At 48.8% G+C, this 14,014-nt stretch carries 11 protein-coding genes; 9 read left to right on the top strand and 2 right to left on the bottom strand.

The annotated features are described in order from the left end of the window. Positions 1-39 precede the first annotated feature (39 nt). A complete protein-coding gene (locus tag CW734_RS13165; protein ID WP_101190913.1) occupies positions 40-1,029 on the bottom strand; it encodes a GNAT family N-acetyltransferase in 990 nt (329 codons plus the stop codon). A 236-nt stretch (positions 1,030-1,265) separates the two neighbouring features. Between CW734_RS13165 and CW734_RS13160 the strand changes: the two genes are divergently transcribed. Then, the gene (locus CW734_RS13160; protein ID WP_198551090.1) at positions 1,266-2,516 is read left to right on the top strand and encodes an ATP-binding protein; all 1,251 of its coding nucleotides are present in this window, start codon (positions 1,266-1,268) and stop codon (positions 2,514-2,516) included. Between the two features lie 664 nt (positions 2,517-3,180). Here CW734_RS13160 and CW734_RS13155 read toward each other — a convergent pair. Further along, positions 3,181-3,663 carry an antibiotic biosynthesis monooxygenase family protein gene (locus CW734_RS13155; RefSeq protein WP_101190910.1) on the bottom strand — a complete coding sequence of 161 codons (483 nt, stop codon included), beginning with the start codon at positions 3,661-3,663 and terminating at the stop codon, positions 3,181-3,183. A 268-nt stretch (positions 3,664-3,931) separates the two neighbouring features. On the opposite strand from CW734_RS13155, the gene CW734_RS13150 reads away from it, so the two are divergent. From CW734_RS13150 to CW734_RS13115, 8 genes are all read left to right on the top strand, one after another. Further along, a complete protein-coding gene (locus CW734_RS13150; protein WP_232787063.1) occupies positions 3,932-4,942 on the top strand; it encodes a GNAT family N-acetyltransferase in 1,011 nt (336 codons plus the stop codon). 58 nt (positions 4,943-5,000) lie between these two features. Further along, complete coding sequence (locus CW734_RS13145; protein WP_101190907.1) at positions 5,001-6,008, top strand: GNAT family N-acetyltransferase; 1,008 nt, start codon at positions 5,001-5,003, stop codon at positions 6,006-6,008. 29 nt (positions 6,009-6,037) lie between these two features. Continuing rightward, positions 6,038-7,045, top strand: a complete 1,008-nt coding sequence (locus tag CW734_RS13140) for a GNAT family N-acetyltransferase (protein WP_101190905.1) — start codon at positions 6,038-6,040, stop codon at positions 7,043-7,045. A 1,114-nt stretch (positions 7,046-8,159) separates the two neighbouring features. Next, positions 8,160-9,674 carry a murein biosynthesis integral membrane protein MurJ gene (gene murJ, locus CW734_RS13135; RefSeq protein ID WP_157824158.1) on the top strand — a complete coding sequence of 505 codons (1,515 nt, stop codon included), beginning with the start codon at positions 8,160-8,162 and terminating at the stop codon, positions 9,672-9,674. Between the two features lie 18 nt (positions 9,675-9,692). Then, positions 9,693-10,976 (top strand): phospholipid carrier-dependent glycosyltransferase, encoded by a 1,284-nt coding sequence (locus CW734_RS13130; protein ID WP_101190901.1) that lies wholly within the window; start codon positions 9,693-9,695, stop codon positions 10,974-10,976. Next, on the top strand, positions 10,973-12,154 hold the full coding sequence (locus CW734_RS13125) for a UDP binding domain-containing protein (protein ID WP_180956298.1): 1,182 nt from the start codon (positions 10,973-10,975) through the stop codon (positions 12,152-12,154). Before CW734_RS13130 ends, CW734_RS13125 begins: the two co-directional genes overlap by 4 nt. A 14-nt stretch (positions 12,155-12,168) precedes the next feature. Beyond that, positions 12,169-12,789 carry a sugar transferase gene (locus CW734_RS13120; RefSeq protein ID WP_101190897.1) on the top strand — a complete coding sequence of 207 codons (621 nt, stop codon included), beginning with the start codon at positions 12,169-12,171 and terminating at the stop codon, positions 12,787-12,789. A 15-nt stretch (positions 12,790-12,804) separates the two neighbouring features. Next, positions 12,805-13,983, top strand: coding sequence for a glycosyltransferase family 4 protein (locus CW734_RS13115; RefSeq protein ID WP_101190895.1), 1,179 nt, complete (start codon positions 12,805-12,807; stop codon positions 13,981-13,983). Positions 13,984-14,014: the final 31 nt, after the last annotated feature.

Here is a 14,014-nt window from a genome sequence, read left to right as displayed (position 1 = left end):
CAAAAGCGCCAGACCCCAATTTCGGGTCCAGCGCTTTTTTTATCCCCGGTATAAAGGGAAATGACCAGTGTTTTCGATGCCATATTGGAGTCTTTTCAGCTCGGTCAGCCTGCCGTACATATCGCTGTTGCGGATGCGTTTGCCGGTCAAGATTTCAAGCGGTTGTGTTTTGGTGAAACGCCGTTTAAAGCGGTAAAGGGCATCTGTCGAGGCGCCGCCCAAATGAAATTGGGAAAATCCATGCTCTTTTCCATAGCGGCATGCTTCCGCCATGATCAGTGAATTTCCGGCACAGCTGAAATAAACGGGATCGTTTGCGACCAAATGATAATGCATATAATCGCCGTGATGGACGATCAGCGCGGAAGAGACGGTTTTGCCGTCGTATTTTGCATTGAGCAGAAATTGCTTGCCTTCTAGATGCTTGAAAGATTCTTTTAACATTTCAGGTTCGAATAGATAATGTTCTGGGAATTCATTGCGTTCAGCAGTGAGGCTGTACAACCGGCAAAAATCATCCAATGTGTCTCCGGTGAAATCATATTCCACTGTCACGCCGTTTTTCAACGCGCGCCGCACTTGCTGGCGGGCAGCCGATGAGAATTCATGGAGAAACGGATCGTCGACCGTCAAATCGATATACATGACGATGCCGCGCATATCCAGGCCATAATGCGGGGAAAAGTCTTGCGCATTGTTGATCCAGGAACTGAAGCGGATGTATTCAGAAACGATGCGATGCTGTTCGCAGTAACTCTGGAATGCCGTATCAAACTCATCCACTAAAGCGCTGCGCTCTTCTTGCCGTGCAGTCACAATGACTGGCCCACTTTGGCCGAAAGCGGTAATTGTATCGAACCAACCTTCCAATAGCGGCACCGGGCGCCGAATGAACGGGTAGATAATATGGCCCCGCTCACTTTTCCATTCGAACTGGTGAAACTCACCGCCTTCATGTTCGGCATATGCTTTGTTCCATTCAGGCGTAAAGAAAATGTCCGGAACCGCTTGTTTTGTAGGTACTACCATGGCACTTTTCCTCCTTAAAATATATGGGGTTATTTCTGTTTTCACACTATGCTCTTCGGGTTAAAAGAGGTAAAGCATATTAAATAGGAAGAAAATTATTTTTCTGATTATTAGATTGACAAATCAATACCCCGGTTGGTAAATTTGTTCTACAAACAAACAGGATATCCAGTTGTTTTAGTGAATCTATGTTATGTCTAGTCAATAGTACCCAAACAGACAAAGGGGGTGTTTCCGTGGAAAACAAAAAGCTGCTTATCCTTGGCGGCATTACGCATATGATTGATGTTGTTGAAACTGCTAAAAACATGGGACTTTATACAATTGTCACCGATAATAACGAAGAGTCACCTGCAAAGAAAAACGCCGACAAAGCTTACCATATCAGCACCGCAGATATTGACGCCTTGGAAGACATGGCGCGTCAAGAGCAAATTGATGGCGTACTGACGGCTTTTGATGACATCAATACGTGGAACGCCCAATTGCTGACCGATCGGCTTGAATTGCCATTTTACGCAACGAAAGAACATTTGGAGATAAGTTCCAACAAGGATCAGTTTAAGGAATTTTGCCGGCGCTTCGATGTGCCGGTCATCGAGCAATACGAAAAAGACGATGGAGTACCGGTTCGCTATCCAGTCATCGTCAAACCCGTCGACAGCTACGCCAGCAAAGGCATCACTGTCTGCCAAAACGAAGCAGAATTATACGATGCGGTCGAAAAAGCCAGACGTTTTTCGCGTCATGGCCGCGTGCTTGTCGAACGATTTATCGATACGAATCACGGTGTTGAAATGTACTACACTTTGCAAAATGGGGAAGTGGTCTTATCCGCTGTCACAGACCGCTTCGTCCATAACCAAGGCCGCCAAAGCCCGCCACTACCGGTCGCAACGATTTACCCATCAAGCCATCTCGCTGAATTCATTGCGCTCCATGACGCCAATATCCGGGAAATGCTGAGAGGAATGGGTCTCAAGAATGGACTTGTGTTGATTCAATCGCTTTATGACAATGGGGAGTTCTTTGTTTACGAGATGGGCTACAGATTGAGTGGGGAACAGCATTACCAGATTGTCAAACGCCAGACTGACGTCAATTTGCTGGAGATGATGATTGACTTTGCCGTTGGGGAAGACATCTCAAGATATGATATAAGCAATTTCGATGATGGTTTCATGCGCTATCCGTCCTGCAATCTATCGGTGCTTTTGGGGCCGGGAACTATCCGTGAAATCAAAGGCTTGGAAGAAATTCTGGAATTTCCATCGGTCATTTCCTGGGTGCCGACACGCGAAATCGGCGATGAGATTACGGTGACTGGCTCCTATTCGCAGATGCTGGGCCGTTTCAATATCGTGTGCCAGACGACCGAAGAGCTGAACGGGACCATCCGTGAGATCAACCGGACACTGGAAGTCGTCTCAGAAAACGGGGAAGACATGGTACTCGCCCGCTATCTCGCAGGAGAAAAAGTAAGCTAAACCGCAGCAGCTGCTGCGGTTTTTTCTTTTCTGCTCCATCTCTAGCTTTAGTGTAGAAATGAGATTCATCTGTCACTGAAATTAGCATGAACAGTTTTGCACAGTCTTGTAAATTTAAATTGAATAGTCGCGAAGTATTCTGCAATTATCATGTCCAACTAAGCGTCACCACTAGCGGATGAAATAGACGAACAGATATACTCCCTCACATAAAAACTTCGACGAAATCTAAAAGCCGAACCGCGCATATGGGCGAGCCGAAGTAATAAGACAAATGGTCTTCTTGGCTTATTGCGAGAGGCCAGCCCTAAGCGGGAGGCGACTGCTTGATGATGCTTAAGATCAGTGAACTACTCTTATCGCTCGCCAGTTCAACTAAGCATCGCTAAATAGTGGATGAATATCACAAACAGCGACACTTCGTCTTTCAGACACATCAATGAAATCTAAAAGACGAACCGCGCATAAGGGCAAGCCGAAGCAATGAGACAAATGGTCTTCTTAGCTCATTGCGGGAGGCCAGCCCCAAGCGGGAGGCGACTGCTTGATGATGCTCAAGATCAATAAACCATTCCACTTCGCTCAACTGTCCAATTTATTCAAACACATCGATGCACACACACTTTTCCACAGAAAAAGAGGCTTCCACTTGGAAGCCTCTTTGTTATTTGGAATAAGTGGTGACGAATGATGGGCGTGGGAAGATGTTCGGCCGTTTGTCGATGCCTTCCGATGTGCCGCGTTTTTTATGTGCGTGCGAGTAAGCTTGGGACGACTGCCAAGTGGTAAAGGCGGATTCGTCTTCCCACATCGTGAGAATGACATAGGTGTCGGAATCGAGCGGCCGCAAAATGCGGATCGCTGCAAAACCTGGTTCTTTCTCGACAAGCCCGGCGCGGTTCTGGAAGCGCGACTCGAACAGTTCACGCCCTTCTTCAGTGACCGGGATATTATTGAAAACGGCATACGATCCGTCTTCAAGCTGCCCTTTTTGGTCAAGTACTTCGTATGCTTCGATGTTGTCACCAGCCGGAACTTCTTGTTCAGAAATGGCTGCCACGTCGCTGCCGCTTGATAAAACAAACCAGCTTTTGTCTTTTAGCGTATCGGTTTCTTGTTCATTGCCGAGCCATTTATAAAGCTTCATCGGTATGCCCCTTTTCTTTGAAAGTTCTATATTTCTTATATTAAGTAAATTATTTCATTTTCGCAAAGAATGTTGTCTCCTTTTCGGGCAGTTTTGTCTATATAAGTCGTTAAAATTTTCAGACTTGTTTAACCTGTCTTTAACCTGGGACTTTTAGGATAGGTGCTAATAAAGGGTTTCATTTGGAAAGGAGTGCATGCGATAGCAGGAGCTCCACCAGGCAATGGGGGGGAAGTATTCGCAACTTACAACGAGAAAGAAGGAAAAGATGATGGGGGATCTTTATTTCGATGAGCGCTATGGAAAACTATATGAAGAAATTGAGAAAGGCGTGTGCCAAGTTTTTGAGTTTGATCATCCGCTCGGGCGCGTACGGCATTTGTTCATCAAGCGTGAGATTCCGATTTTGCTCGGGTCTGAACGCTACTTCGATATAGTCACACCATATGGATACGGCGGCCCATTGATGACAGGCTGTGCGCCGGAACATCGGGAAGAGCTGGCATCGGCTTTTGCGGAATCATTTGCTGCCTACTGCGAAGCAGAAGGGGTGGTCAGTGAATTTATCCGGTTTCATCCGGTACTTGGCAATGCTCGGGATTTTGAAAACAGCTACGAAGTTCGCTACTTGCGCGATACGGTCGGGACATCGATAGGGGCTTACGATGATCCGGTAGAGGCGGAGTTCAGTGCCTCGGCGCGCAAGAACATTCGCAAAGCGTTGCGAGATGGCGCAGAATTTCGGGTGACGCTCGGGCCGCGAGACCTAAAGGCTTTTCAGCGGATTTATTTTGCGACGATGGACCGCAACCATGCCGATTCATTCTATTACTTTAATGAACAGTATTTTGCACAATTGCTCGAGTCGTTCGGGGATCGGCTATTGCTGGTTGAAGCGCTTTATGAGGGCGAAGTCATCGGCATGGAGCTGCAATTTGTCTACAACGGTTTGATCCATACGCATTTGTCGGGTACGTACGAAGCATTTCATCATCTATCGCCGGTGTATATCATGCAATACGCTACAGTGTTATGGGCTAAAGAAAATGGCATCAGCCTCATTCATGGAGGCGGCGGGCGGACTAATAGCCCGGACGATAACTTGCTTCGGTTCAAACAGCAATTTGCGCGCCATACGAGCTTTTCATTTTACAGCGGCCAAAAAGTATGGAACGAGGAAGTTTATAGCAAGCTTTGCAAAGAGGCAAATACTGCTGTTACGGATGAGTTTTTCCCAGCTTACCGGAAGCGGCCGGCCAAAGAGAAGAGTGAAGTTTAGTAGAGAAATCGAAGGGGGAGCAAGCACAAACAACAAAAGAAGAAATGGGGTTTAGCGTGTGAAGGATTTGTATTTCGAAAAAAATTACGGTCGATTGTACGAAGTGATCGAAAATGGACAGTGCAAAGTGTTTGAGTTTGACCATCCACTTGGCCATGTGCGTCATCAGTTTATCCGCCGTGAGATTCCGATTCCCGCAACAGGTGGCCCATATTTCGACATTGTCACTCCTTATGGCTATGGAGGGCCGGTCATCAAAAAATGTGCAGAAGGCAGAAAAGCCGAATTGGTGGAGATGTTTGAGCAAGCTTTCGGAGAATATTGTGCGGAACATGGCATCGTTAGTGAATTTGTCAGGTTCCATCCGGTCTTAGGAAATGCTTTGGATTTTGAGGATTGCTACGAGGTGAGGTATTTGCGCGAAACGGTAGGCACCAGCCTGGCAGCATATGAGGACCCGGTCCAAAGTGAGTTCTCTAAATCAACCCGTAAAAATATCCGCAAAGCGCTTGAAGCGGGCGTGGTTTACGAAATCATCGAAAGCCCCAAAAGCCTGGGCGAATTTAAAGAAATCTATCACGAGACGATGAGCCGGAATAATGCAGATGCTTATTATTATTTTGAAGAAGAGTATTTCACCGAATGCCTCAAATATTTCGCAGACCGCATCGTGTTGACGAAAGCGATCTTCGATGGGCAAGTCATCGGAATGGGATTGAACTTCACATATGATGATCGCATCCATACACATCTATCCGGAACTTTGAGCGATTACAGCCATGCGTATCCGGCCTACGTGCTGCAATACGCTTTGACGGTCTGGGGGAAAGCGAATGGTTATCGGCTGATTCACGATGGGGGCGGGAGGACCAACGACCCGAACGATAATTTGCTGATGTTCAAGAGGCAATTCGGGAAAAACACCCGATTCGATTTTTACATCGGAAAGAAGATATGGAACAAGCCGGTTTATCAGAAATTATGCGAAATCAACGCGGCAGATGCAGCAACCGATTATTTTCCGGCCTACCGCTGCAAAAAGCATTTGGAAGCGAGCCGCGTCTAGGCGGCGCATGATGAAAGGAAGTGGACCCAGTGAAGGACCTGTTTTTTGAAGAAGCGTACGGCAAGCTCTACGAAAGGATGGAGCACGGTGTATGCAAGGAGTACGTATTCCAAAGCGCATACGGCGAAATTCGGCATCTGTTTATCAAACGTGAAATTCCGATGCTGATTCACGGGGAGAGGTGGTATGACGCCATTACCCCTTATGGTTATGGGGGCCCGCGAATCACACGCTGTGCGACAGGCTGCCATTCCGATTTGGTCACTGCTTTTGAGGATTCTTTCCGCGAATACTGCAAGGACCAGCGCATCGTCAGCGAATTCGTCCGCTTTCATCCAATCTTCGACAACGCTCGCGACTTTTCCAATTGCTACGATGTCACGTTCCAAAGAGAAACAGTCGGAACGACACTCGATGGCTTTGACGATCCGGTTGTTTCCGAGTTTTCGAAATCTGCCAGAAAAACTCTGCGCCGTTCGCTGAATGCGGGCGTCACGTGCCGCATCACTGTGGCCCCAAGCGACCTGGGGCGTTTTAAGGAAATCTATTACGAAACGATGAACCGCGTCCATGCCGACTCCTATTATTTCTTTGATGATGCTTATTTCGATAGCTGTTTGCTGAAGTTCGCCGATAAAATCATTTTGGCTGAAGCGATTTATGAAGGCCAAGTGATCGCAGCAGAGCTGCACTTTCTGTATGACGGCATCATGCACACGCATCTATCGGGCACCGTCCACGATTTCCATCAGCTGTCGCCGATCTATGTTTTGCAATATGGCGCGGTGCGTTGGGGAAAAGAAAATGGCGTCAAGCTGATTCATGCAGGCGGCGGCCGGACGAACGACGAGGAAGATCCCTTGTACAAGTTCAAGAAAAAGTTCGGCCAGCACACCGGCTATCGCTTCTACACCGGCCGGAAAATCTGGAACGCCGAGATTTACGAAGAGCTGTGTAAAAAGTCCAGAGCCAACCCGGACGAACCCTTCTTCCCAGCGTACCGGGCGAATGCCAGCAAGCAATTGAGCAGCGTATGAAACTTCATGAAATCAGTAAGCGCCCGCCGCGTTTTTGGCAGGCGTTTTTTTAATTGTCTTGTTGTTGTTGAAAATCTTTGTGTAACGGGAAGTTTAGTTGGGCTAGATAGCGAGATGACATGTTCTTTGTATATTTCTTCGAAAGCGAGCCGCCTCCCGCTTTGGGCATGCCTCCCGCAATGAGCCAAGAAGAACGCTTGTCTCATTGCTTCGGCTCGCCCTTGTGCGCGGTTCGGCTAATAGATTTCATTGAAGTTTTTATGTGATGCAATATCTCTGTTCGTCAATTTCATCCGCTGGTGGTGACGCTTAGTTGGACTTGCTAGCGAGAAGGAATGTTCTTTGTATATTTCTTCGAAAGCGAGCCGCCTCCCGCTTTGGGCATGCCTCCCGCAATGAGCCAAGAAGAACATTTGTCTCATTACTCCGGCTCGCCTGTGAGCGCGGTTCGGCTTTTAGATTTAGTTGGATTTTGCATGCGAGAAAGTGTCACAGTGGGCTTTCTTCATCAACTTGTGGGAACGCTTATTTAAACTTGATAGTTATGAAACTCTTGTGGCTATTCAATTTGACTTTATAAGTCTGGACAAAACTGATCATATTAATTCTTTGTGTGATGAATTTCATTCCTTCTCTAAAACTAGAGATGGAGCGGAAAGGGGCGACTCTGGAGGGATCAGGACGAGCTGAAGACCCTGGACTGAGCGCTAGCGAGGGAAGCGGCTAAAGCCGGCCCCCTCAGAAAGCGTCCCCTTGAAGCGAAGTCTCTTCCACTATCTGCATTATTCATATTCAAAATGACGAAGTCCTGTCGAATCACCTACATGACGGGTCCCAAGCGTCCCCTTGAAGCGCAATCTCCACCACAAAAATTTCAATCACTCTTTCTCCATTAAAAATCTTCCGAATTCCCCAAAGCTTTTTAAAAACACCTAAACAGTTTAACCCTCTTTTAACCTCTGCCCCATAGGATTAACAACAACAGGATTCCGTCCGCGCCAAATTCTAAGGAGGATCGCCGCTGCAAACAGATGGTCGGATCAATTGATAAGCTGCATCACCGCTTCGGGAGCGGATCTTGGCTTCCAGAATGAACGCAAAAGAGGTTGAAACTATGGAAAAAACAGTCATCGCCATCATGTTCGTCGTCATCATCACGAAAGTTCTCGGCTTTTCGCGGGATATCTTCCTATCGTTTTTCTACGGTGCTGATGGATTGACCGACGCTTACTTGATCTCGACCGATATCCCAACAGTGTTCTTTGCCTTTATCGGCATGGGCATTGCCGCGAGTTACATACCGGTCTACACGAAAATCCGTGAAGAGCGGGGCGATGTGGCGGCAGAGCGCTTTACGGCGAACGTCACCAATGCGGTCATGCTGCTGTCGACGGTGTTGGTCATCCTGCTCCTGGTATTCCCCGTGCCGATCGTCAAATTGTTCGCCTACGGGTTCGAAGGTGAGACGCTGCGGATCGCGGTGCTGTTCACGCGGATCATTTCGCTGACGCTTTACTTCACCGCCTTGATCTTCATTTTCACCAGCTACCTGGAAGTGAAAGACCGTTTCCTGCCGACGGTGCTAAGCGGCTTGCCCCTCAATGTGCTGCTGATCACAACGATTGTGATTAGTTCAAAAATGGATATCATGATGCTTGCCATCGGAACAGTCATTGCGGTCATTGTGCAGTTTCTGTACATGGTGCCGGCTATACGCAAAAGCGGCTATCGCCATCAGATGGTGTTGAACCTGAAAGACCGTGATTTGAAGCAGATGATGATGCTCGCGATTCCCGTCATCATCGGGGTGTCAGCTGACCAAGTCAATATCCTGGTCGACCGGACGATCGCTTCACAGCTAGCGGAAGGCGGGATATCTGCATTGACCTATGCACACCGCATCGTATTCTTCGTCCAGGCGATCTTCGTGCTGGCGGTCGTGAAGGTGATGTTCCCGAAAATCTCAAAATTGGCTGTAAGGAAAAATATGGAAGAATTAAAAGACGTCGTCGGCAAAATCATTACGACGGTTTCGTTGATTGTCATTCCCGCTGCAGTCGGCATGATGATTTTCTCCCGGCAGATTACGGAGCTGCTGTTCGGGCGTGGGGCTTTCGAGGAGCGGGCCATTGCAATGACGACGGGCTTATTGTTCTTCTATGCGCTGGGCCTGCTCGGGTTCGGGTTGCGTGAAGTGTTGTCGAAAGTGTTTTATTCCTTGGAAGATTCACGGACGCCGATGATCAACGCATTCGGTGCCATGTTTTTAAACGTCGCGTTGAACTTGGTGTTATCGCGTGTCATCGGGCTGAACGGCTTGGCGCTCGCGACCAGTATCGCGGCGATTGTCAGCACGGTTCTGTTGTATGCATCGCTGGTCCGGAAAATCGGATCACTCGACAGTCGGCGGCTTATGGTCGACTTGGCGAAAGGCATACTCGCCGCAATCGTCATGGGCATCGCGGCAAGAACGGCATTTACGGTTTCTTTGCTAATGATGGGCGACATTCCGGCTTTGTTCATCGGGGTGTTAACAGGAGTCATGGTGTATGCAGCGATGCTGTGGATGCTTCAACTGAGCGATATCGCCTATTACAAAGCTAGGTTGATGGCATTGGCCAGACGTTGAAAGAAGGGGGTGGGGTTCATGATTTATGTACTTGGTTTTTTTGTGATACAGATTCTCGCAACATTTTTAATCAAAGATTTTCTTCCGCCGGGTGATGGCTATGCGATGCTTCTCGTCTTTACCGGAATCGTCGCCATTTCATTGTATTTATACCGTACCTTGAAAAATGAATGGCTGTTCGTCATTTTTGCCGGGTTCGCGGTGCGAGTGGTCATTTTGTTCATCGATCTGTACGTGCCATCGATCGGGATCTTCTCGAGCGGTACGGATACGGAATATTTCCATGAAGTCTCTGTGTTGGTGGCAAACGGCCAATATCCGCTGGAACAGACTTCGACGGTGTATGTGCCGTTTCTGTCAGGGCTCTACTATATGATCGGGGAACAGCGGGCCTACTCGCAATTTCTCAATATTGCCTGCTGGGTGTTCTCGGCCGTATTCCTTTTCAAGTCACTGAACTATTTACAGATCGAGAAGAAATTGAGCTTTATCGCTTTGCTCATCTTCACGCTCATGCCGAACAGTATTTTCATGTCGAGCATCTTGCTGCGGGAGGCACTGATCATATTTTTTACGACAGTATCGCTGTATTATTTCCTGCGCTGGATCGGGGAGCGCTCGTTTCTCCAGTTCGGCTGGGCCGTGGTGCTGTCGATTCTTGCGATGATGTTCCATACCGGCATGATCGGCTTGCTGCTCGTTTATATCGCTTCGTTCGTTTGGCTGGAGCGCGGGAAAATGGGCAGGAAAATCTCAACCCCTCTTATCTACTTGCTATTTGTCGGAGGCATTTCGTTTCTCGTCTTCCAGAACGCCGATGTCTTCTTGAGTAAATTCGTCACGGAAGAAGGCGGGACGGTCGACTACGAGATCTTCGCGGAAGGCGGGTCGGTCTACTTGGCAAGCTTCAGCGGTTTGTCGGGTGTCGCAGCATTGCTCGTCGCACCGCTTAAAATGTTCTACTTCCTGTTTTCACCGCTTCCGCTCGATTGGCGGGGAGGCGGGGATATCGTCAGTTTCCTGTTTGATTCCACCGTTTACCTGTTCCTGATCGGCGCTACGCTTTACGGCCTGTTCCGGAGCAAAATGCCAGTAAGGACAAAAATATTCATCCTGCTGGTGATCGGAATGACTGTTTTCATCTATTCATACGGAACGCAAAGTGCCGGAACGGCGATGCGCCACCGCAATAAGATCATCCCGCTATTATTGCTGTCTTACGCTGCAGCGAATAGCAAGCAATTGCTGGAATTCACCAAAACGAAATGGACTGGGAAAAAGGGGGAGAAGGTGGGCTCATGATGGAGAATTTGAAAATCGCAATAGTTGGAGCCGGCGAAACTAGCTTGCTTGCGGCAACAACATTCGGCACCGTTTATCCGGTCATCGTATTCGATCCGGATCGCTCCAAACAAACAAGGTTTGACGAAAGCGGCATTGCTTTTACCGATCAAGCAAGCGAACTGGCGGATGCCGGCATCCTCCTGATGACCGGTTCAAAGCGCCCCGTCTATACATTGGACGTGCTTTTAGAGTTATGCAGAATCGTCGGAAAGCATATGAAAAAGGGGTCGGTGCTCATTTTTGAAGCCCCGGTGTACCCGGGCACCACCGAAGAAATTTGCATCCCCTTGCTCGAACAGCATTCCGGATTTATCGCCGGAAAAGAATTTTTTGTCGGCTTTGCACCATCCAGATGGCATAGCAGCGACCCGCAAAACAAGGCGGCGAAAATGCGCAAAGTGATCGCCGGTCAAAGCGGCCCTGTCACCGATTACCTTGCTGATTTATTCGCACCGATCCATGACGGCGGCATTTACAAGGCGAAGTCGATCCGTGTCGCTGAAGCTGCCCAATTGCTCGAAATCGCCCAAAAACAAGTGAATATCGCATTGATGAATGAAGTGGCGCTGACCTTGAACCAGCAGGGAATCGATACGCATGATGTATTGGAAACCGCCAATACGAAGCGGGGCTTCATCAAATTCGAACCGGATCTCCTCGGGGACCATCCCATGCCATGGCATGGAGTGGATCAATTTTGGTGCAAAGGGGAGAAGAAGGGGCGGCAAGTGGCGCAGCGGATCATCAAGAAGTTGATCCAGAACGAAGTCGTCATCCACGAAGCGCGCATCACGGTACTCGGCATCACGAAGCAAGACGGAACAAGCAGCGTGCCGGAAGCCGGGGTGCTGGAACTTGTTTCAGAGCTTCAGGAATACGGCGTGGACGTCCAGGTGGCGGACGCACAGCTCGAGCAAGGGCAGTCGGAATGTGTGGGCGGCGTTTTATTGACGCGGCAGGCGGAACTACTTCCAGCGGTTTCGGTCATACTCGCGGTGCCGCATGAAGTTTACCAAAAAGCAGGCTGGAAGTTATTTGAACGCTTACTTGAAGGCAAGGAAGGTTATGTCTTTGATGTCAAAAGCATACTTGAACGGAGTGAGAAACCGGAGAAGGTGACTTTATGGAGAATGTGAGGAGGGGGCAGCCCATGATTGTTGGAGATTTCAGTGAAGAAAAAAAGCAGCCGAAGCGCTCGAACGCTGCGGCGAGGGTGCTGGAAGTCGTGCTCGCCGCTTTGATGTTATTGGTCTTATCGCCATTATTGCTAGCAGTCGCCATATTGATTCGCATCGAGTCGAAAGGGCCCGCCATGTTCAAGCAGCAGCGAGGCGGCCTTTACGGACGGCATTTCACCATCTATAAATTCCGGACGATGGAGCACGGGCGGGATAAGAAGCGCAACCGCATCGATCCATTCGACGGCGACCCGAGCATTACAAAAATCGGCAACATCCTCCGCAAAACAAGCATCGATGAATTGCCCCAGCTGATCAACATCGTCAAAGGCGATATGTCATTCATCGGGCCGCGCCCCACAGTCACCGACCAGACCGACAATTACAACGATTACCAGAAGCAGCGGCTGATGGTGAAACCGGGTGTGACGGGCCTCGCACAAGTGAGCGGGCGCAACACTTTAAGCTGGGATGAAAAAATTGACATCGATATCGATTACATCAACCGCAAAAGCCTGCGCCTGGATTTGTATATTTTAGTGCAGACGGTAGTCAAAGTGTTCCGGACAGAAGAAATCTATGAAAAAAGCTGAGCGGAGGATAATGCCATGACAACCAAACTGATACATGCCGTCACTGTTTCGGAAAGTTTGAGCTTTATGGATGGCCAATTGCGCTACTTGAAAGACAAGGGGTTCGAGCCGAAAGCATTGAGTTCCAAAGGACCCGGGTTCGAGGAGTTTCAATCAAGTGAACAAGTCGAAATGCTCGAGTTGCCGATGGACAGGGGGATTTCACCCCTTCACGACCTTCAATCGCTTGCCCGCTGCATTGCGTTATTTCGTAAAGAACGCCCGTTAGTCGTCAATGCCAGCACGCCAAAAGCCGGTCTCGTGGTCACTGTGGCAGCGCGAATATGCGGCGTGCCTGTGCGAATCTACACGATGCGTGGCTTGCGGATGGAGACGACTGCGGGATGGAAGCGTAATTTATTATTGACTATGGAAAAAATTGCGGCATCTTCTGCGACGCATTGTTTGGCAGTATCGGATAGTTTACGGGAGCGGGCAGTCGAATTCGGCATCGCCAGTGAAGAAAAAATAAGCGTGCTTGGAAAAGGCAGCGGTGATGGCTTTGATGTTGCGAGATTCCAAGCCACACCGGAAATTGCGGCAGCCAAGGAGGCACTTCGTGAACAATACAACATCCACAAAGAACATACCATTCTCGGTTTTGTCGGCAGGTTGACAAGAGACAAAGGCGTCAATGAACTGGTCGCAGCCTTTAAACTGCTAAGCCTTGAAAACGAGCGTTTGCGCTTGCTCATCGTCGGCGATTACGAGGACGACGACCCAGTGGAAGAAAGTGTGAAATGGGAAATCGACAACAACCCAAAAATTATCAAAACCGGATTTCTTCCAGATCCGGTCGCGTATTACCATTTGATGGACATTTTCGTGTTCCTGACCAAACGTGAGGGTTTTGGCAATGTGTCGATCGAAGCGGCTTTATGCGGGTTGCCGGTTATTGCATCCGATGTCACGGGAGCGCGCAATACGATCGTCGACGAAAAGACCGGTTTGCTGGTAGATCCTGAAAACCTCCAGGAAATCACAGAAACGATCCATAAGTTAATCGCATCCGACAGTTTGCGCGCGCGGTTTGGGGAAGCCGGGCGGGAATGGGCAAGCGCTCATTTCAGCAACGAGGTGCTATGGAAAGAGCTGGACAGTTTTTATAAAAACTGCCTCGGCGAATCGCTGGTACCAGCCGGCGAATTGAACTAAGGGTTCGAGTCATGCGGGGAAAATCAAAAAA

This window comes from Planococcus sp. MB-3u-03, assembly GCF_002833405.1.
In the GTDB taxonomy this organism is placed as follows: Bacteria; Bacillota; Bacilli; order Bacillales_A; family Planococcaceae; genus Planococcus.
Note: the sequence above shows the minus strand (reverse complement) of the source record. Positions and strands in the feature narration are given on the sequence as shown.

Excerpts from the sequence above, each read along its gene's own strand:
- CW734_RS13130 (WP_101190901.1), top strand. The coding sequence starts at position 9,693 with ATGATTTATGTACTTGGTTTTTTTGTGATACAGATTCTCGCAACATTT.
- CW734_RS13155 (WP_101190910.1), bottom strand. The coding sequence starts at position 3,663 with ATGAAGCTTTATAAATGGCTCGGCAATGAACAAGAAACCGATACGCTA.
- CW734_RS13165 (WP_101190913.1), bottom strand. The coding sequence starts at position 1,029 with ATGGTAGTACCTACAAAACAAGCGGTTCCGGACATTTTCTTTACGCCT.
- CW734_RS13115 (WP_101190895.1), top strand. The coding sequence starts at position 12,805 with ATGACAACCAAACTGATACATGCCGTCACTGTTTCGGAAAGTTTGAGC.
- CW734_RS13150 (WP_232787063.1), top strand. The coding sequence starts at position 3,932 with ATGATGGGGGATCTTTATTTCGATGAGCGCTATGGAAAACTATATGAA.
- CW734_RS13120 (WP_101190897.1), top strand. The coding sequence starts at position 12,169 with ATGATTGTTGGAGATTTCAGTGAAGAAAAAAAGCAGCCGAAGCGCTCG.
- murJ (WP_157824158.1), top strand. The coding sequence starts at position 8,160 with ATGGAAAAAACAGTCATCGCCATCATGTTCGTCGTCATCATCACGAAA.
- CW734_RS13125 (WP_180956298.1), top strand. The coding sequence starts at position 10,973 with ATGATGGAGAATTTGAAAATCGCAATAGTTGGAGCCGGCGAAACTAGC.